Here is a 19,253-nt window from a genome sequence, read left to right on the forward strand (position 1 = left end):
AGGTGGTTACATGTGGTGTGCCCGCCTATCTTTATCGCGACCCGACAGCGCTGTGGTGGTGCGTGCTGGGAGGAACTGGGCGACCTTTGGGTCGCCTTTTTTCTATCTACGCTGCAGCTTTTTGTGGAGCCGAAGCGTTCAAAAGCCAAGCAGCTTGGAACGCGTTGCCTTTCTGCTTCGCAGCAGTTGCCAACAGCTCGGCGTAATTGGTTTCACCTGTGTAATCCGTTCTCGGCAGGCATGCAGCCTGACGCCATTTGTTCAGTGCTTGATAGCTTCTATTGCATACCTTCGCAGCGGCTCCGATGCCGCCTACGGCTTCAAAAGCGAACGCAATAGCACTCGAAAAGTCTGCGGGGTTCAGCATGACAACCTCCATTTATCAACTTGCGGTTGATGTTATAGATCAACTGACTATTGCGCAACCTTTATGAGACTCTCAACCCATGGTTGATAAAAATTCTCTCCGCGCAGCTTTCAGCGAGCGCCTACACGAAGCCCTCGACGATGCCGGCGTACGCGCACGTGGTCGAGGAGTGGATATCCATCGTCAGTTGAAAAGCGTGGGTGTTGATAAAACAACACAGGCCATCAGTAAATGGCTGAATGGCGAAGCGATGGCTGAGGCGGATAGCATGTCTGCCCTCTGCACATGGCTTGGTGTCAGGCGGGAATGGCTTGAGTACGGGGTTCTGCCGAAAGAGCAGATTGGCCATAGCAATGTTCGCGCTCTAGCCCCTAGTGACTTGAGCAACGTTAGTGAAATCAATCAGCGCTTTGGCAAGGTTCCATTGATCTCTTGGGTGCAGGCTGGTGCTTGGTGTGAGGCGATTTCAAATATTGAGAACTATGACAGCGATTCTTGGTTGTCTTGTCCGGTGCCAATTAGCAACCATGGCTATGCACTGAAAGTCCTCGGTGACTCGATGACAAATCCCGGACCTGGACGCAGCTATCCAACAGGATGCATTATTTTTGTGGACCCGGAGGCGGAAACGAAGACTGGGGATAGAGTAATTGCCAGAGTCCCACGGACTAATGAAGCAACTTTCAAAATATTGGTTGAGGATGCCGGACGGCAGTTTCTCCGCCCCATCAACCCGCAATATCCAATCATCGATATTACGGAAGAGACGCATATCTGTGGAAAAGTAGTCGGCTCATTCATTCCTGAATAATACCGACCCTTTCTTACAATGAAATCATTAATTTAGCCTCGACCACAGACTCCACAACGACCTTCTCGCGGCCCAAGGGTGATCATTGTTTCATTGATAGTGCTACCTAAAGCCTCCAAGGAGATAACCTCTTTCACATCGACCTTGTGATGCTTCAAAAGCTCCTGTATGAACTCCCGCTTATCTTCTGGAGTTAAGCTAACATAGCTACTCAGTGCCAGTCGGACTTTCAAGTTCATGATTCTCTCCTAGAATTTACCGCAAGTATGGCAATCGGTTGGTTTCGGATTTTCAGGCACTAACTTACATACCGCACAAGCAACACGATATTGATAAAGAGACATTCTCATACCATAACGAATCTCAGAATCTTTAATATTTTGAGTTAGATCCGCAGCCTCTTGCCGCCCGTCTTCAGCAGAGAGAAGATCAAAGGCATCCTGGGCATCCTGTTGGTTCGGCGGCGGATTTGCCCGAAGGCTTTTCCATGACTGGCAGATTCTCAGATTCGCTTGCATCGCATTAACAGCATATGCAAATTTTCCGTCCCACTGAGCAACAATTGCCCATAAAGACACACCCAACTGAATAACTACAGCAACACCAGCTGGATACACAAGAAACTCAAATACTTTTGTACCAAAAGCGAGCGCGCTAGCACCTACCAGGGCTGGAACCGCTACGCCGAGGTATGTAACTAAGTTTCTTTTGAAAAAAAGCCTATCCATGCGTCGTTTAAAAACGCGAGAAGTTCCATATGAGTCTAACTCTTTATTCAAACATAGCTCTTGAAAAGTAGACAATTTCGCTCCTTGAATTGGTACACCCGACGAATAATTACATCTCAGACGTATGAAGAACACTACTTCTAATTTACTCAAAACACAGAGTAAGCATGACGCTGAGCCTTCCTAGAAGGCAGAATGCTATCTCCTACATGCCAATGTCAAATATCGTCGAGATCGAAACACAATATCAACCACCGGTTGACTTTTGACAACCAAGGATTGATATTTGCCTCACTCTTCCACCACAGAGCGAGGCAACACCATGCACACCACAGCAACCTTGCACGTTCACCCGGCCACGGCCACCCCCTTTCAAATCTTTGAGATCCGTCGTTTGGCCCGCGAGAGCGGCTGCTCGTTTGTCACCACCAAACCGAAGCAGCAACCTCGCATTGCCCCCACCCCATTCGATCCGAACGGCGGAGGACACGCAGCATGATCAAGTTCAAAATCGACAACCGCACCCTGCAGTTGCTCAACGCCCAGGTCAACCTGACCGAAACCTTCAACCACGTCCTAAGGACAGCGCCCAAGCGTGAGTGCCTGGCGTTCCGTCTCAAGGTCGAACGCGGCACAACGGAAAGCACCTTCGTCATCGAACTGAGCAGCGAACGCCACACGCTGACCCTGACGAACGAAAAGAAGATGCATCTCAAACTTGCCGACTTCATCGAAGAGATCGCCAACGGCCCGTTCGACACGAGCAACACCAGCGACCTGGTGCGCCGCCCGCATGCCAGCCGCGAATACGGGCGCTTCGAGGTCTCCGACAAGCAACGCGTGTTCGAGCTGGTACGCACCGGCGGCGTGCTGAGCCTCGACATGGGCTTCGATTACCCCGTGCAAGTCGCGATGCATCGCACGCAATCGCGCTCAGGTGTCACCACCATCCTGAGTATAGGCAACACAAGCCCGCACACCCGGTGCTTCACCGTATACGGCAGCGATGTCGATATCTACGGCAAGGTCACCGAGTCCATCAACCACCTCGCTGCAGCGGCCACCCCAGCCGCGCACGCGGCATAAGGGGGGCGCCATGGAACGCAACCTCGCCCAAGCCGCGACCCAACTCGGCCTCACCCGGCCAAAGCTCATCGCTCGCATGCGGGAAAAAGGCCTGCTGAACGAGAAGAACCTACCGGCCTACCCCAACCGCGACCGCGATTACCTGCGCATCAAGGACGGCCAGTGGTACCACGACCAACTCGGCATGCAGTACAGCCAGTCGACCCGGGTGAAACAACCCGGCATCCGCTGGCTGGCCGAACAGTTGGGCATCGATCTGCCTGCCATCCCGGCAGACAACCGTGACGTGGCCTAGGGAATACGCCCGCCAGATCATCGCCATGCGGACACGAGAGGAGCGCAACACCGCGCTCCTCGAAGTGCCCGAACATCTGCGCGAGCTGACCAAACGGCACTGCCTGAACGCCTGGAACCACCCGGCCAGAAAACAACGCAAAGAGGCCCAACAAAGCCATGAGTAACACAGCACAAAACCCGCTACGCCTACCCCCGGCGCCGGAGGCAGCCACCGTCGAACTGCTTTACCGCATCTTCGGCGACGTCCTGATCCCGCTCGACAAAGTGCGCGAGCAGTATTTCCGCAACCTCAACGAGCAATCGTTCGTGGCCGAGATCAGCAGCGGCCGCATCCAGCTCCCAATCACCACGCTGGACACCAGCCGCAAGGCACCGAAGTACGCCCACATCCGGCACGTCGCCTCACTGATAGACATCCGCGCCTACAAGGCCGACGAAGACATGCAGCGACAGCAGGACGACACCAACGAGTAACAACGACAAGCCGAATGGCTGCCACCACCAGCCGAAGACATCACCAGGAGCACACCACATGACCGCAATTCAGATCTGCGCATTGATCGGCCTCATCATCGGCGCTGTCCTCATCTATTGGACCGGCTACCGAGGGGGATTGATTGATGGCCGTGTCGAAGGAATCGACGAAGGCAAAGCTATCCAACAATCCGACAGTTCAGAAGCTATCCGTAATTTGGAGCACTCACTACTTCGAGTTCGTGCCGACCGCCTGCAACTTTTCGATCACTACGAGCGCGCGGTGTCAGCCACAAAGCTGGGGGAGCAGGAGCGTCAAACCTTACTAGACATCGCAGAGAAGCTCCGGATCGCGGCGGAGACCTTCAGCGCCTTCCGCACTGGAAAAAAACTCGAACGCGACACCTGCGCCTTGCGCGACCAGGCGCTCGCCATCGCCGCCTTGCTGGAACCGGCAGAGCTGGAGGACGCGGCATGAGCCAGATCCCGCCCCAATCCACCACCCCCCCCCGCAACCCGGCTCACGCCCCATCAGCGGAAGATGAACCAACACGCAATCGAACCTCGGAGGAAAGCGGCATGCAATTGGACCAGCACGACACCCAATCCACGACCGCTTTGCTCCGCAAGGAAGCCAGCGTCGACACACTTGAAACAAACAGCCTCTGCTGCGTAGCAGCAGGCATTATTGCTCCTTCCAGCAGCACCACCGAGACACTTACACCCCACGAAAAGCTGCGCGAGGCAGCCGCACCCAATGCAACGCTAATCGCTCAGAATCGCCCGCACGCGCAGCCTATCGAGGGGTATAAGCCCCCTCTGCCTGAACAGAAAACTGTTCAGCAGCTAGCCGTCGACGTGCTCCAAATTGACGAGCGCGCCGAGTTCGAGAAAGAGTTTCCAGTCCCCGAAGGCGTGCAGTACTGCCAACAACGCGGGACGTATATCAGCTCACCATGTGCGGGTAAATCCGATACGTTCGCCCGTGAGCTTTACGCGTATAGAGTGGGCCTTGCTGGATGGTTGCGCCGATCTTGGAAGCGAGCCGTTTGGGACGCGAAGAAGCCTGTCCAAGTCCGTCTGGCGATGAAGAAGTCCCAGGAGGAAGAATGAATACACTCTTTTTACTTATGGCCCAGTACGATGGCCAGGCAGTGATTCCACTGAGCCGTGTTTGCGCCGATTATATGTTTTTGACTGTCGAGAAATTTAAACTGAAATGTTTATCGGGCGAGATAGACATACCTATTGTGCGACTAGGAGCCAACAGTCAAAAAGCAGCCCTTGGCATCCATTTAAAAGACTTGGCAGACTACATAGACAGGCAGCGCGAGAAAGCTGCCATCGAACAAAACAAATTAATGGGACGTGCCGCCTAAACTAAACGAACGGGGCCATTTTGGCCCCACTTACTTAAACCCTGTAACGATCAGAAGTAACCCAGCATCAGATCATTTATTTTTCGTCGCGTTGTATTTCTGACTTCCAATCCACTCTCCGATCCCCCCAGGCACAAGCAGTTCGTATTTAGCTCGGGATCCACCGGTGTACAATGCACAAATTTTCCTGTCGTACCCTAGAACATCTCCAGGCCTAATTTCGTTTAACAAGTCCGGAGCAAGCATGACCGAATCAAACTCCGCATTTTTCACATTCCCTACCATGCCCAACTGGTAACCGCTAGGTGAGACGTCATCAAGTAACAACAAAGAAATTTTAAGCTTATCGATATCATATCCTCTTACCAACATTGCCTCGATTTTCTCAAACACTCCATTATTGATTTGAGCTTGCGCCAACGACTCCCATGAAGTGTGAAAAAATAAAATTCTATGCTTGGGTTGCACGCCACGGTGAAACAGATTTATGCAATCCGTCATAAAATCGACAAACTCTTGCTTCGATCCGTGCAACAAAGCGAAACGCAGGCCCGCGTGAGACAGGCGCTGAAACCATTCGAACATCCCCCACTCTGAGTCAACTAGAATTGTCGACGGCCTGTCAGGCACCTTACCAACATCATAATAAACTACTTTAGTTCCATCATTGCTGCCGCCTTCAAAGGGCAGCTTAATTTTCGTTGGATGAGCATCAATCAGGGGATTTAAGATATTCTCCATATTCTTCCCAGCCCTCACGGACAGCGTGATATCCCGCTGACGTATATTTTTGGATCGCTTAAACACAGGACCATTAATACACTGATATTCATCCCCCAAGGTTATGACTGCCTGAGGACTTCGATCAAGAATTTTAAGTATTGGACGAGAAAGATCATGACTCTCATCTACAATTACGTGAGCAAAGCTTTCAGGTATAACTTCCTCAGTTAACGACAAGTACTTAATTAAGTGAAAGCCCCGCACTGGAAATTTCACTTCGTACACGGGAGGAGATATCGTCGCCTCCCAAATTCTTTCCGTATATTGAACAAGAATAGCCACATCAACTGGAGTAACATCTTCCTTAATATAAGGAAGGTGCCACTTGGCTATATACTTATCCCCACTTTGGCAGTACTTCTTTACAGCTCGCCTGCAAATCGCCGTAACCCTAGCGGGAGTTATCACCCCAACAGACCCTATATTCAAGACCCGTGATACTTCAGAATCTTTCAGGTTGAGGTAGTCATCCGCCGCCTCTACAAGATGTGGACGTTTCGTTACCAGTAGCTCCATCGCCAACATCATGAATGTCCTTGCAACAATATGCCCCTGTTGCAAACGATAGGTTAACTGGTACAACTGAGCCTGGGTTTGTGCGAGCACCAACGTTGTGTATGGATCCATAAATTTTGCCAACGAAGAGATGAGATACGTTTTCCCAGTGCCGGCGTAACCCTGAATATGAATTGACTCATCCTTTTCCGCTAAAAAGGATCGAACGATAAGATCCTGCGGGGCACTCAACACCAACAGTTTGCCCTTAGGCGTCTCGACTTCCGCCTTAAATGCGGCTACTTTTTTATAGTGACGAACTCGATACTCGAAGTCCCAACTACCATCACCCAACAAATATTCACCTGCATCCACCTCATCTTGAGACAATAATTCCAATCCCGTCTCGTGCAACACATCCAGCCCAGCACTTAACTTACTCACGTCGAACAACCGCTTTACTTCCTGCACTAAATTTACGTCGCCCTGCTTTTGCCTAACCCCCCAAGCAACTAGATTAGCCAAGAGCCGTTCAGCGGAAAAAACCATGCTCCTCCCTTGATCAAAACTCGTAAGATGCTGAATCATCAGGACCGCAGCAATTTCCGCATCAGTTAATACGTCCAACATCTCGAAGGCGGCGTTGGATGCGACTAAAGCATTGGCTTTTTGTTCGCTCAGCGGGATATATAATTTATCTTCGACACCACTTGAAAATTTACGCATTATCATTCCCACCGAGCAATCAACAAAAGCAGCCTACAAGCCACAACGCACATCGAAAAAACAAACCTAGTTAAAAAATGTATTTAGCGTTTCTGCGGCCACTTCTTCAGTAGCGCGCAGCGGCCTACGAGCATCAGTCAACAGTTTGAGCGCGTTAATACGGAACGCCACCAGTGTTTTCGGGGCATCGAAGAAAATTCGCATCTCCGTGACAATTTCTGCGTACAATATCCGATTACAAAGCTGATCATCCAGATAAATGGGTCCATGCCCACGACTTTTGAAATCTAATTTCTCCTGAAGGTATGAGAAATAACTTAAAAAAACCTGACGTGGCATCAGTAAACTCGAAGCAAAAGACCTCGCCTGCCACTCCAAGCTGCTTGAACCATTAATAGATGTGCTGGGCTTCAGCCGAATATCCACATGCGAATCGTAAACAACCCCTGACTCCATGAACCTACCATGGTCCAGAGCGGCATGACCAATACAATGGGCCAACGCCAAACGCTGCACATCTAAACTTCTGCCCACTGTAAATATAGTCACGACAGAGGTAATAAAATCGATAATTCCTAATGCTGTCGAAACGTCATTGGAAAAGATGACGCGCAGGCCCGACTCAACCTCTTGCGTCGAGCATACCTCTTCAAGACTAACTCGATCATTACAAAATCGGACGCGACGATATGATTCACTCTCAATAAAATCCGGATCAAGAAAGGGAACAGGAATGCTTACGACTTTTTTCTTTTTCTTAGGTTTTTTTTCTTTTGCCCCAAGCTTCTTCATGACGCCCCCTTCTCCATGCCTCGATTAGCTGCTCTCAGTGGCCCATATTAAGCAAAAATACAGGAGCCGCTTAGTCTTCGTAGCTATACATCAACCAGCGTTGATCCTACCCAGCCATTTCCATCCAGAATAGGGATCACCTCGGCCTCGCAGGTGCGTATACCGACGCAACGAGTTCCAGTCACGATGCCCCGAAACACTCGACACCCTCGGAATATCCCAGTCCATCTCAAACAGCCGGCTTACCCCTTCATGTCGCAAATCATGGAAATGCAGATCCTCAATGCCCAATAGCGGACAGGCCCGGGTAAAGGACGCTGAAATCGACTTGCCGTTGTAGGGGAAGATTTCCTTTTCCTTTTTAGGCATGGACTGAATGATCGCCCAGGCTTCATCCGGCAGATGACACCACACGTTATTGCCAATTTTCTGCCCAGGGTTTTTCATGTCTCGGACGAGGACGGCCTGTCGGGATTCATCGAGATCCTCCCAACGAATACGCGTGATTTCCTCTTGCCGGCGCGTCGAGAAGATCGCGAAGGCGATCATCTTTGGCATGTCGATCTGGGCTTTACGTCGTGCCTGCATCTCGAAATAGTGCTCCATCAGCTTATCCAACTCTTCCAAGGTCGGCCTTCGGTTGCGTTCTTTGCTCTTGCTGACCATGCCAAGCTTGCGCAACACCTTGCGCGCGTCCGGCATGGCCAGCGCATCCACCTCATAACCCCAGGCCGGTCGTGCCACCGACAACACCGCGCCCAGGTGCGACAGATCGTTGCCGACCGTCTGCGCCTGGACGCCACCGCCCTCCTTGCTCATCCGCCATTGAGCGAACTCCACCAGCTTCTGACTGGTCAGTGCCGAGTCGTCGAGCTCGCCCAGCCAGGTGTCCTTGATTGCGTTCAGTGTCGCGCTCTTGGTCTTGCCCAGCGGTCGGATCTTCTCGTACTCATCCAGGTATTGCTCGATCATCTTCTTGATCGTCACACCCTTACGGTTCGCGCGCTCGATGGCACCAGGCTCCGCCAGCTCCGTTTCGCGGCGCTTGATCCAAGCCTGGGCGACCTGCTTACGGTCGAAGGTCTGGCTTTCCTGATAAACTGTCTTCCCGTCCCGATTAATCCGTATCTGCGCCGTGTAGGCTGTCGAGTTGTCCTTGCGCTTGCGTGATGTGATCGTGCCCATTTCCAGTTGCTACATTGCTGATCTCGCTTGCTACATTGTAGCAAGCGACTTCGAAAAACAAGGAAAAATGGGTAAAAACTGCTGTATAAAAGATCAGTATCAATGAATTTTGAAAAACCTGAAACGCCCGTAAACTCTAGTCCCGCCCGTTCCGAGCCGTCGCGCCGCTTCAGTGTGGCGCCGATGATGGATTGGACTGACCGCCATTGCCGTTTCTTCCTACGCCTCCTGTCGAAGAACGCTCTGCTCTACACCGAGATGGTCACCACCGGCGCGCTGCTCAACGGCGATTACGAACGTTTCCTCCGCCACAACGAAGCTGAACACCCGTTGGCCTTGCAGTTGGGCGGTAGCGTGCCACTCGATCTGGCCGCTTGCGCCCGCATGGCGCAGGAGCACGGTTACGACGAGGTGAATCTCAACGTCGGCTGCCCGAGTGATCGTGTGCAGAACAACATGATCGGTGCGTGCCTGATGGGGCACCCTCAACTGGTGGCGGATTGTGTGAAGGCGATGCGTGATGCGGTGTCGATTCCGGTGACGGTGAAGCATCGGATCGGGATTAATGGGCGGGACAGTTACGAGGAGCTGTGTGATTTCGTCGGGACGGTGCGGGATGCCGGGTGTACCAGTTTTACGGTGCATGCGCGGATTGCGATTCTGGAGGGGTTGTCGCCGAAGGAGAATCGCGACATTCCGCCATTGCGCTATGGCGTCGCGGCGCGGTTGAAGGCGGATTTTCCGGAGTTGGAGATTGTGCTGAACGGCGGGATCAAGACGATGGAGGCCTGCCATGAGCATTTGCAGACTTTTGACGGTGTGATGCTGGGGCGTGAGGCTTATCACAATCCGTATCTGCTCGCGGAGGTGGATCAGCAGTTGTTCGGCAGTTCGGCGCCGGTGATCAGCCGGGCTGAGGCGTTGGCGCAGTTGCGACCTTATATAGCCGAGCATTTGCTGGCGGGTGGGGCGATGCATCACATCACGCGGCATGTGCTGGGCCTGGGCACCGGGTTTCCGGGGGCGCGCAAGTTTCGGCAATTGTTGTCGGTGGATATTCACAAGGCCAAGGATCCGTTGGCGTTGCTGGATCAGGCGGCGGAGTTGTTGGCGGGTCGTTGATCGACGCGTTGTATGTGCGGGCAACGAATGAGCGTTGCCCGGAGTGTTGTTGTACTGACAGGATGTCTTTTGTTTATGCCCGCGTTTATTTTTTCTCGCTTGAAGCGTTACTACCTGCTCGCCTTGTTTAGCTTCACCTCGAATGTTTATGCACATTGCGACGGGTTCTGCATGGGGAGCACCGATACGCCGTGGGAGGCCACGCAATTTTCCGGTTTCTCCATCCTTGTGCTGTTTCTCACACCTTTTTCTGCGACGAATAACACGACCGAAAACTTCAAACGTGTTTACTCCGCCGAGGAGCAGGAAGACGCGCGCTATTACCTCGCCAGCGACGGCATGCTGCAAGCCGCGTATTTCACTTCGGCCTTGCAGCGTTTTCGTCGGGAATCCCCCGACAGTGAATTAAACGATCTCGCCGTCGCCGCGCTGATCAGCAGCCAGTAATCAGCTCGCCGCAGCCGCCGTCCAGTTCACCCAGCCAAACATCCACGTGGCCAGAATCAACAAGCCAAACGCGATCCGATACCAGGCGAACGCGGCATAGCTGTGGTTGGCGATGAACTTGAGCAAGCCGCGCACGGCGATCATGGCGAAGATGAATGCGGTGACGAAGCCCAAGGCGAAGACCGGCAGGTCGCTTTGCTGGAACAGGTCGCGGTATTTGTAGCCTGAGTACACGGCGGCACCGACCATGGTCGGCATGGCCAGGAAAAACGAGAACTCGGTGGCGGCTTTGCGCGACAGACCGAACAGCAGGCCGCCGATGATGGTAGATCCGGAACGCGAAGTGCCGGGAATCATCGCCAGACACTGTACGAAACCGACCTTAAGCGCGTCAGACCAGCGCATGTCATCGACATGCTCGACGCGAATCACATGGCTGCGCTGTTCGGCCCACAACATCACGATACCGCCGACAACCAAAGCGACGGCGACTGTGATCGGGTTAAACAGGTAGTGATGAATGGTGTCAGCGAAGAGCACACCCAGAACCACGGCCGGCAGAAAGGCGATCAACAGGTTGAGGGTGAAACGCTGGGCGTTACGCTCGGTCGGCAAGCCTTTGACGATTTCGATGATCTTCGGCCGGAACTCCCAGACGACGGCAAGAATGGCACCCAGTTGAATAATGATGTTGAACGCCATGGCGCGTTCACCGCCGAACTCCAGCAAGTCGGCAACGATAATCTGGTGGCCAGTACTGGAGATCGGCAAGAATTCGGTGAGGCCCTCTACTGCACCCAAAATCAACACCTGGAAAAAGGTCCAGAAATCCATTAATCCTCCGTCAGAGCGCTCTTGGTGAGCGACTGGTCGATAACACTCAGGGATTGAGTATCTGAAATAATACAAAGGTCAAAAGATCGCAGCCTTCGGCAGCTCCTACATTTGGAAAGCATTCACCTGTAGGAGCTGCCGAAGGCTGCGATCTTTGCTCTTGTTGGCCGAGGAGATTACGTCTTATCAAAAGACACACTCAAGCCATGTTAATAAACGTCCGCGTACGAACTAATGTGAAATTATTTAGGCACTTAGTAGGAAAAATTTCATTGCGCCAATAAAGTGTGACCTGCCTCACATATTGAAGGCTGGCTATACAGTGGCCAATGGACATAAACAAAGATGTCGTCATGAGTTCAAAATAGTGGCACAATTTCATATTGCCACCACATACTCACTAGTTCACAAAGCCGAGAAAATCAACTAAAAGCTTGAAAAGCTTATTTATTGTTAGAAAACTCGGGAGCTACGTCTAAAAACGGCGTAAATGTTACCAATTGTCAGTCACAGATGAGAACCTGTGCTTTAACATCCTGATGTCAGCACCTAATTTCGAGTCAATGCATGATGCTCTCAGGGAACTTGGCGACTAGAAGTCCGCGCCCGACAATCGACGAACCAGGTGTACTCACTTTGGGTCGAACCCGTGGCGTGGCGGAGCATTTTAGTGCGCTACTCGCAAAGCTTGTGCGAACCGATGTGGCGCTTGAAGCCAACTCGTACACTGATGCCTATATGCAGAATGAAGATTCTGCATTGTATCGAGCAATCTTCATTGTCATCGACAGCCCACAAGCACTCGAAGACAATCTTGCACTGGTCGAGAACCTGCGCAAAGACAACTTTAAGCCGCTCATTTGTGCCGTTATCACTGGCCGCGGTGCTTTCAACAAGATCAAGTACTACCTTGCCGGTGCCGACTTCTGTATCAAAATCAACACCCTTTCCGACGATAGCGCCGAGTCGTTAGGAGAATTCTTCAGCAGTGAAGAATGGCAAAGAGACATCAAACTGACACTTGATCCAACTCGGATCTGTCTGCTGAGCACAAATAAACGCCTGGATATCTCGTTTGCCGAGATGAAAATCCTTGAAGCGTTTGCGCAAAGTAATAATCACATTCTGAGCCATGATGAAATCGCCAACATCATGGGACTCAATCCCAATTTCTACGATCCTCGTGCGCTGGAGAAGTCCATCAGTCGCTTGCGTGGAAAAATCAAGGACGTGTATGGTACAAACGCGATTCAGAGCATCCGCGGCTATGGCTATCGTTTGATGCGGGGCCTGATATCGACTGCCTGAGTCTCGGGCAGCCATCCCTTTTGCATGCTCACGAAGGATCGTCTGATGCAACGATATATCTATGGTTTTAGTTCACGCCTACCTATAAAAAAGCGATCGAATGAGCGCAATAACATAACAATAAACTCAACAACATAGCAGCAGATCGAGTGGAATTATCGAGGGCCATTTTCGGGCCCAGACCCTGCCTGTCGATTACTTCCAAGGAAGTCATTGCTCGCCTGCCGATTTACCTTTTAACCAATTTTGGTGCGCAGTTAAGGAGAGAGACATGGAAACTAGTACAACCCTCCCCAGAAAATACTTTGTTGTCGTGACCAACAGCACAGCGTCGCAACGTGAACTCGAGAACATCCTGTCGAGCGAGCGCTTCAATTCACTGGGCACGTCTCAGGCACAAATGTTTATTGAAGGTGCTACTTCGCCCTCTTCCGCCCCCATGCTGATGGAGTTCACTTACCCAAGCGGCACCCGAAAGCACGTTGCCCGCACGATTGAACATGACACCCAGCGTATATTGGCCACACTCGAATCCGAGTGGCGGGCAGCACAATCAAGCAATCCCTTTCGCAGCGCTCCGGCCATAACCGGCGAATCCGGCAAACTGCCTGTTGGTAATGAAGGCGTTACGCCGTGTACCGAAACCTGGCATCTGGATAATGATCAAGGCGCATTGGTCAAAGACGATATCGAGATCAGTCTTACCGGCCTGGAAACGGCACTGGTGAGAAAAATGCTGCATCACGAAGACCGCGTGGTCAGTCGAGATGACTTGATCCTGAGCATCGGCCGAGAGCCGGAGCAGTATCGCGGACTGGAAATGTGCCTGAGTCGCCTGCAAGACAAATTCAAAAGTGCCAGCCAAGGTGAGCGACTGTTCCGTGCCGTGAGAAATCGCGGTTATTGCCTCATCCAGGACATCGTCGCGTAAACACAGGCAATATCTGCGAACACACAAACAGATAACAGTGCGATTACAAAAACAACAAGAGCACTCTGTTTGGTTCCATCTCCCTGATGAGAATAAAAATCCCTGCCTCCACCCTCTAACAGTAACAAATACAACAACAACTATTCACCCCCTCCTCTGCGACCTTTTCTAACAACCAACTATTTAATTATTAAAAAGTTGGCATTGTGCCACCTTGTTAGAACTCGTCAGACACCATTCCCGACAATAAATTAGTCTATTGACTGACGACAGTTCGGCATATCGACGTTGTTACCTCAGAACACTAACCAGAACAAAAACAATACATCTGACTAACAACTCGGCTTTCAACTGTTGAAACCTGAATGGACGTCTTTTGGGGATATCGTATGGATCTTTCTCTTAGTATCAATCGAAGCACGGGCCTCAAGGGACTTACCTTCTGGGGACAATGGGCGCTGGCACAGGGCTTTATCGTAGCCCTGCTGTTTGTATTGGCGGAGCAACACACGGGAACCGTCGCGTTCTACTACCGGATGTGCGCAACGCTGGCGGTACTGGCATCGGTGCCGGCTTACACGTTCAGCGGCGTTTATCGTAAACGGGATAACTATCTGACGGGGCTGGGACGCCTGTTCATGGGCTGGTCCATGACCATGGCGGCGTTGGCTTTCATCGCGGTTGTGTGCAAGGCCGATGAGTTGTTTTCCCGACAGGTCATCCTCAGTTGGGCGGTGTACGGCTTCCTTGGCCAGGCACTGTTGTACGCGCCGCTGCATGCGTTTTCGAAGTTCTACCAGCGTTCGCGTAAAAGCGAGCACAAGACCTTGATCGTCGGCACCGGTGAGTTGGCGCTGGGGCTGGCGAAGAAGCTGAGCCAAATTGAAAACCTGCCGCTGGTGGGGCTGATCAGCAACGGCGTGGTCCCTTCTCTTACCTCGGATGCACCTCGCGTGGTCGGCGCCCAGGAAGATCTGCTGGCGTTGATCGAAGCCCACGACATCCGCCGTTTGTACATCACCCTGCCGCTGTCGGAAGCGGCGAAAATCGAAGCCATGTATGTCGACTTGCTCGGCGCCAACGTGGATGTGGTCTGGGTGCCGGACTTGAACAGCCTGACGCTGCTCAATCATTCGGTGAAAGTCGTGGACGGCCTGCCGGCGATCTACCTGAACGAGAGCCCGCTGACCAGCCGCCCGACCGCTGCACTGAGCAAAAGCCTGATGGAGAAAAGCGTCGCGCTGCTGGCGATCATCCTGTTGAGTCCGGTGCTGGCGATTATTGCCTTGGCCGTGAAGATCAACTCGCCGGGCCCGGTGTTTTTCAAGCAGGATCGCCACGGCTGGAATGGCAAGGTGATTCAGGTCTGGAAATTCCGCTCGATGCGGGTGCACGATGACAAAGAGGTCAAGCAGGCCAGCCGCAACGATTCGCGCATCACCCCGGTCGGACGCTTCATCCGCCGCACTTCGCTGGATGAATTGCCGCAATTGTTCAACGTGCTGCAAGGGCACATGGCGCTGGTCGGCCCACGTCCTCATGCCGTCGCGCACAACAATTTCTACTCGGGGAAAATCCTCGCTTACATGGCGCGTCATCGGATTAAGCCAGGCATTACCGGCCTCGCCCAAATCAGTGGCTGCCGGGGTGAGACCGATACCATCGACAAGATGCAGCGACGTGTCGAGATTGACCTGCAGTACATCAACAGCTGGTCGTTGTGGCTGGACCTGAAGATCCTGGTGAAGACACCGTTTACGTTGTTGTCGAAGGATATCTACTGAGGGTTGGCGTTACGCAATGCATGACCGCAGGGGGACGAAAGTCCCCTTTTTTGTGCCTGGGATTTGGGGTTGACCGAAGTCGGATATGGACCCTGACTCGGGGCTCACTAAGAGCCCATGGGGGAATGGGTATGAATCGGATCTTTGGTTTCGACATCTGACCCTGTAGAAACTGTCGAGTGAAACGAGGCTGCGATCTTTTGATCGTAAAGATCAGGATCAAAAGATCGCAGCGTTCCGCAGCTCCTACAGGGGACTTGTGGTGGATCCGAGTTTGGGGCTGCGGCGAATGACCCTGTGGGGATGGCTTGCCAGCGATTGCGGAAGGTCAGTCAGTCAACATCAGTGCTGAATGTGCCGCCGCCCTTGCTTCTCACCACTCAACACAATGAGCGTTAGCTCGAGTGCGGTTCTTGATCTTGAAAGCCCGTCGGGAGGCTGAGTGCAGGGATTCATCCGGGGAGGACATCGAAAGGAGGTGCAGCGAAGCAAACCGGAATCGATGCCCCGGATGGATTCCGGAGCGAAGGAACCCCGAGCTTTAGCGAGTGGGCCGGACGTCAGGGCAAAGCCTTTTGGGTTACCTTTTCGGCGTTTGGAAAAGGTGACCCGCCGTAAGGGCGGAACCCTAAGAAGCCGTTACCGCAGCAACGGATATGTACCCCAACCAACAAAAACATCATCAACCAAGCGGACGCCTTCGCTGGCAAGCCAGCTCCCACAGGGATTCGGATACATCCGCTATATCAACTGTGTCTGATATATGGCTATCGCCAGCAGGCTGGCTGCTACAAATTTGGACTCGGTGTATTCAGACAAAAACTCGTCGGCTGGCAGGCCAGCCACACGGGTTGAGTGTTCGGAAGATCAGTGATTACTCAGTGATCTTCTCAAAGTTGCGATAGAACATATCGTCATCGCGGCTATCGGTCATCGAGTGCAGTTGATAACCACGATTAAGCCGCGCGCCGCCGTCTCGGGTCAGCGGTGCCCAGACCAGGTTGGCCCGGCGCATGGTCGACATGCTCATCATTTCGTCGAACGGAATCGACAGATAAAGCCCCTTGTCGAAGCTACCTTCACCGTACTCGGCGCTGCTGGCCGTGGTTATCGTTGCCCAAGCGCCGACCCGCACGCCGTTGGAAAACTCTCGGGAAATGTCCATCGTGCCGCCCCAGTCGCCCGCCAGGTAACGGCCGACGCTGACAGCCGCCAGCATGTCGTAAGGCAAGTCGGTATAACCGGTGACATGACCGGTCACCACCGAGTAATCACGCAGGCCGAAACCCTGGTCGAATTCACGCTGGCGCACGTAATTGAGGTCCGCGCCCACCGACCAGCGCTCGCCGGTCGGGCGGAACAGCACTTCGCCCCCTACCCCGGCAAACATCGACTCCAGATAACCGCCGTAAACCATGCCGTACAAGTCTTTATCCAACTGTTCGGTGTGGCTCAGCTGGAACATCGGCATGGTCACTTCGGACTCGGTCAGGTACCGACGCAAATCCGTACGCACGCGCGGCAACCCGCTGGGTGCGTCGTAGGTGAATTTGTCGAAGTTGTTGATCAGGTTGGCACTGAGCAAACCGCTCCACCATGTGCTGCGGTTGAAGCGGTACTCGGCGTCCGCGTCGGCACTGAACTGATAGAGCAAACCGTCAGGGCCGCCGACGTTTTGCTTGAAGCCCAGACCCACGCCATAACTGAAGTGCTGCGGCGCTTCGCTGTAGAGGGTTTTCTCGTTGTGCGGCATCGCCGGATTGATTTCGGTGGTGCGGTGCAACGACAGCAGCGGCTCCTCGTTGTTGATCACTTCACGAAAGGTCTCGCGCGGCACGCTGGTTTCTTCCAGCGGCAGGTCGTAACGCTTGTTGACGACGGTGAACCAGTTGATGTCGTCGTTGACGCTGTTGTCGAGAACCCGGCTCGCACGCCCGACCGCTTTGGACGAATGAAAATAACGCTGCTGCTCGCCATACACGATCAGCTCGGAATCGCGCTGAGTGATGCGCTCCACCTTGTAGCCGGCATTTTGCTGCAACCGTTGCGAGACGTTGGCCCAGTCGACCTGCTCCATCGACGTGGTCGGCATCTTCGCCGGCAGCGGTTCAGGGGTTGGGTCGTAGGTCTTGGCCGGCGCCTTGCGGCTGACGAAATTGGTGTGAAATGTCACGCCGAACATCGCCGTGTTGCCGCGCTCCCACGCCGCGCTGATGTCGACCGAATCCGCGACCTTGAACACCGCGCCGAAGTTGATCGGCGAGTCCTGCTTGATCACGTTGTCCTTCGGCTCGTGCTTGTAGTCGTTGCCTTCGTATTCGAGTTTCAGGCTCAGGCGATCCCATGGCGTCTGATAACTCACGCCGCCGAAAAACGAAGGTTTACCGCGAAAGTACGAACCTGAGTTGACGTCACCGGTGCCTTCGAGCGCGGGCCGGGTATCGAAGCGATCACTGACATAGCCCAGCGGGTTGTCGATGTCGCCGCGATTGCCCAGGTAACCCCAGGCAATGCCGGCGCTGAAATCGAAATTGTCGTAGCGCTTATTGGCGACGAAATATTCACTGGAGAACAAACCCGTACCGCCGATATCTCGGAAGCCCAGTGCCACATCGGGCAGCCAATGGCTTTCCTGCCACAGCCGGACTTTGGCGTCGACCGCCTTATCCTTATAGCTTTGGCTGCCGCTGAGGGCCTCGGAGCCGTACGCCCGGTTGGTGATCGCGGTGTAGCGAAACGAGCCTTCGAGCCAATCCAGAGGCTGCAACGAAACGCTGTAACGGCTGTAAGGCTCGGTGCGGTTGGCGTTGACGCTCAACTCGCCGGCCGGGGCCATGCGCGCCGTAGGCGTCTGCAACAGGCCCGTGCCACCGAAGTCACTTTGAGTAATACGCGGCTCGGCATGGGCCAGACCAACGGGCAATAAAAAAACAGCTGCAAAACGAAAATTCAACGAACCACCTCAGCCAATTGCGTGGCAATCAATTCGGCCAACTGCTGATTCAGTTCAGGAAGAGGCGGATCAAGATCATCATTTTTGACCGGCACCAGAATCTTGCTGCCGGCGACGGGCATGTGCCCGCTCTCGCGATTCCAGTGCGCAATACCGACACGCCGCGTAACACCGTTGGGCTGGATCAACCACAGGTAATCGGCCTCGGCATCGCTCAGGATCGAACAGCCTTGCAGGTATTCGCGAGCCTCCTGCAACGGTTGATACGGCAAGTGGCAAGGCTCGGCGACAGCACCGAGCACTTCCACTTCGTCGATGCGCTTGGGGTAGATCAGACGATCGCCATCGTCCAGACGGATGTTGCGCGCGAAGCCGACTTCCACCGCGACCGGATCGAGATCGGCGATCTGCCGGCCAGTCACCGGCATCTGCCGGACTTGCTCGGTCAACCGTTGCGCCAGCGCCACACGGCTCGGCATGTCAAAGAGCAACGCCATGCGCTGCAAGACATCCAGATCGAACAGCACACCAGCCTTGAGCCGCGTCTGCTCCTCCAGCAATGACTGGCGCAGCAACACCCCCGCCAACCAATAACCTTCGGCATTGGGCACCGCTTCGTTGATCACATCGAGCAAGCGCCCGCCCGCCGGCAGTTCGACCGGCCCGGGATTGGCGACATCGCCCGTCACCGTGACAGCGGCCTGGCTCACACCGGCAATCACCATCAGACACGCTGAAAAAAAACCAAGAC

Annotated in this window: 22 protein-coding genes; 13 read left to right on the forward strand and 9 right to left on the reverse strand. The window is 53.5% G+C overall.

Features of this window, described 5'->3' with window-relative positions; all coding sequences use genetic code 11:
- Window positions 1–106: 106 nt before the first annotated feature.
- On the reverse strand, window positions 107–367 hold the full coding sequence (locus H8B20_RS16390) for a hypothetical protein (RefSeq protein WP_210623875.1): 261 nt from the start codon (window positions 365–367) through the stop codon (window positions 107–109).
- 79 nt (window positions 368–446) lie between these two features.
- Between H8B20_RS16390 and H8B20_RS16395 the strand changes: the two genes are divergently transcribed.
- A complete protein-coding gene (locus H8B20_RS16395; protein ID WP_210623876.1) occupies window positions 447–1,178 on the forward strand; it encodes a LexA family protein in 732 nt (243 codons plus the stop codon).
- 32 nt (window positions 1,179–1,210) lie between these two features.
- On the opposite strand, the gene H8B20_RS16400 is transcribed toward H8B20_RS16395, so the two are convergent.
- Both H8B20_RS16400 and H8B20_RS16405 read right to left on the reverse strand, forming a co-directional pair.
- The gene (locus H8B20_RS16400) at window positions 1,211–1,417 is read right to left on the reverse strand and encodes a hypothetical protein (RefSeq protein ID WP_210623877.1); all 207 of its coding nucleotides are present in this window, start codon (window positions 1,415–1,417) and stop codon (window positions 1,211–1,213) included.
- 9 nt (window positions 1,418–1,426) lie between these two features.
- Entirely contained in the window at window positions 1,427–1,981 is a 555-nt protein-coding gene (locus tag H8B20_RS16405; RefSeq protein WP_210623878.1) for a mobilome CxxCx(11)CxxC protein, read from the reverse strand.
- Between the two features lie 420 nt (window positions 1,982–2,401).
- On the opposite strand from H8B20_RS16405, the gene H8B20_RS16410 reads away from it, so the two are divergent.
- From H8B20_RS16410 to H8B20_RS16440, 7 genes are read left to right on the forward strand one after another with little or no spacing between them, the layout of a single operon-like run.
- On the forward strand, window positions 2,402–2,992 hold the full coding sequence (locus H8B20_RS16410; protein WP_210623879.1) for a hypothetical protein: 591 nt from the start codon (window positions 2,402–2,404) through the stop codon (window positions 2,990–2,992).
- Window positions 2,993–3,002: 10 nt separating this feature from the next.
- Window positions 3,003–3,287: a phage antirepressor KilAC domain-containing protein gene (locus H8B20_RS16415; protein WP_123595049.1), complete on the forward strand. Its 285-nt coding sequence runs from the start codon at window positions 3,003–3,005 to the stop codon at window positions 3,285–3,287.
- Window positions 3,274–3,453 carry a hypothetical protein gene (locus tag H8B20_RS16420; protein ID WP_210623880.1) on the forward strand — a complete coding sequence of 60 codons (180 nt, stop codon included), beginning with the start codon at window positions 3,274–3,276 and terminating at the stop codon, window positions 3,451–3,453. Before H8B20_RS16415 ends, H8B20_RS16420 begins: the two co-directional genes overlap by 14 nt.
- Window positions 3,446–3,763 carry a pyocin activator PrtN family protein gene (locus H8B20_RS16425; RefSeq protein ID WP_210623881.1) on the forward strand — a complete coding sequence of 106 codons (318 nt, stop codon included), beginning with the start codon at window positions 3,446–3,448 and terminating at the stop codon, window positions 3,761–3,763. Before H8B20_RS16420 ends, H8B20_RS16425 begins: the two co-directional genes overlap by 8 nt.
- 58 nt (window positions 3,764–3,821) lie before the next feature.
- Complete coding sequence (locus H8B20_RS16430) at window positions 3,822–4,241, forward strand: hypothetical protein (protein ID WP_210623882.1); 420 nt, start codon at window positions 3,822–3,824, stop codon at window positions 4,239–4,241.
- Complete coding sequence (locus tag H8B20_RS16435) at window positions 4,238–4,876, forward strand: hypothetical protein (RefSeq protein ID WP_210623883.1); 639 nt, start codon at window positions 4,238–4,240, stop codon at window positions 4,874–4,876. The genes H8B20_RS16430 and H8B20_RS16435 overlap by 4 nt, the downstream gene beginning before the upstream one ends.
- A complete protein-coding gene (locus tag H8B20_RS16440) occupies window positions 4,873–5,142 on the forward strand; it encodes a pyocin activator PrtN family protein (RefSeq protein ID WP_071550928.1) in 270 nt (89 codons plus the stop codon). Before H8B20_RS16435 ends, H8B20_RS16440 begins: the two co-directional genes overlap by 4 nt.
- Before the next feature lie 72 nt (window positions 5,143–5,214).
- On the opposite strand, the gene H8B20_RS16445 is transcribed toward H8B20_RS16440, so the two are convergent.
- The 3 genes from H8B20_RS16445 to H8B20_RS16455 form a co-directional block, all read right to left on the reverse strand.
- Window positions 5,215–7,146 carry an AAA family ATPase gene (locus H8B20_RS16445; protein WP_210623884.1) on the reverse strand — a complete coding sequence of 644 codons (1,932 nt, stop codon included), beginning with the start codon at window positions 7,144–7,146 and terminating at the stop codon, window positions 5,215–5,217.
- 66 nt (window positions 7,147–7,212) lie between these two features.
- Complete coding sequence (locus H8B20_RS16450) at window positions 7,213–7,938, reverse strand: ImmA/IrrE family metallo-endopeptidase (RefSeq protein ID WP_210623885.1); 726 nt, start codon at window positions 7,936–7,938, stop codon at window positions 7,213–7,215.
- Window positions 7,939–8,028: 90 nt separating this feature from the next.
- Window positions 8,029–9,123, reverse strand: a complete 1,095-nt coding sequence (locus H8B20_RS16455; RefSeq protein ID WP_071550931.1) for a site-specific integrase — start codon at window positions 9,121–9,123, stop codon at window positions 8,029–8,031.
- 102 nt (window positions 9,124–9,225) lie between these two features.
- Between H8B20_RS16455 and dusA the strand changes: the two genes are divergently transcribed.
- Together dusA and H8B20_RS16465 are read left to right on the forward strand one after the other, a co-directional pair.
- Window positions 9,226–10,245: a tRNA dihydrouridine(20/20a) synthase DusA gene (gene dusA, locus H8B20_RS16460; protein ID WP_210623886.1), complete on the forward strand. Its 1,020-nt coding sequence runs from the start codon at window positions 9,226–9,228 to the stop codon at window positions 10,243–10,245.
- Window positions 10,246–10,320: 75 nt separating this feature from the next.
- Entirely contained in the window at window positions 10,321–10,692 is a 372-nt protein-coding gene (locus tag H8B20_RS16465; protein ID WP_210623934.1) for a DUF2388 domain-containing protein, read from the forward strand.
- Here H8B20_RS16465 and H8B20_RS16470 read toward each other — a convergent pair whose 3' ends face one another.
- Window positions 10,693–11,526 carry an undecaprenyl-diphosphate phosphatase gene (locus H8B20_RS16470; protein WP_210623887.1) on the reverse strand — a complete coding sequence of 278 codons (834 nt, stop codon included), beginning with the start codon at window positions 11,524–11,526 and terminating at the stop codon, window positions 10,693–10,695.
- A 567-nt stretch (window positions 11,527–12,093) separates the two neighbouring features.
- Between H8B20_RS16470 and H8B20_RS16475 the strand changes: the two genes are divergently transcribed.
- From H8B20_RS16475 to H8B20_RS16485, 3 genes are all read left to right on the forward strand, one after another.
- Window positions 12,094–12,834 carry a winged helix-turn-helix domain-containing protein gene (locus H8B20_RS16475; protein WP_042560122.1) on the forward strand — a complete coding sequence of 247 codons (741 nt, stop codon included), beginning with the start codon at window positions 12,094–12,096 and terminating at the stop codon, window positions 12,832–12,834.
- 271 nt (window positions 12,835–13,105) lie between these two features.
- Window positions 13,106–13,765: a winged helix-turn-helix domain-containing protein gene (locus H8B20_RS16480; RefSeq protein ID WP_115147230.1), complete on the forward strand. Its 660-nt coding sequence runs from the start codon at window positions 13,106–13,108 to the stop codon at window positions 13,763–13,765.
- Between the two features lie 389 nt (window positions 13,766–14,154).
- On the forward strand, window positions 14,155–15,549 hold the full coding sequence (locus tag H8B20_RS16485; RefSeq protein WP_210623888.1) for an undecaprenyl-phosphate glucose phosphotransferase: 1,395 nt from the start codon (window positions 14,155–14,157) through the stop codon (window positions 15,547–15,549).
- An 874-nt stretch (window positions 15,550–16,423) separates the two neighbouring features.
- Here the strand turns inward: H8B20_RS16485 and H8B20_RS16490 are convergent.
- Complete coding sequence (locus H8B20_RS16490; protein ID WP_115147229.1) at window positions 16,424–18,502, reverse strand: YjbH domain-containing protein; 2,079 nt, start codon at window positions 18,500–18,502, stop codon at window positions 16,424–16,426.
- Window positions 18,499–19,227, reverse strand: a complete 729-nt coding sequence (locus H8B20_RS16495) for a capsule biosynthesis GfcC family protein (RefSeq protein WP_210623935.1) — start codon at window positions 19,225–19,227, stop codon at window positions 18,499–18,501. Before H8B20_RS16495 ends, H8B20_RS16490 begins: the two co-directional genes overlap by 4 nt.
- Between the last annotated feature and the right edge of the window lie 26 nt (window positions 19,228–19,253).

The sequence above is a fragment of the Pseudomonas sp. P42 genome (genome assembly GCF_017973755.1).
In the GTDB taxonomy this organism is placed as follows: domain Bacteria; phylum Pseudomonadota; class Gammaproteobacteria; order Pseudomonadales; family Pseudomonadaceae; genus Aquipseudomonas; species Aquipseudomonas iridis.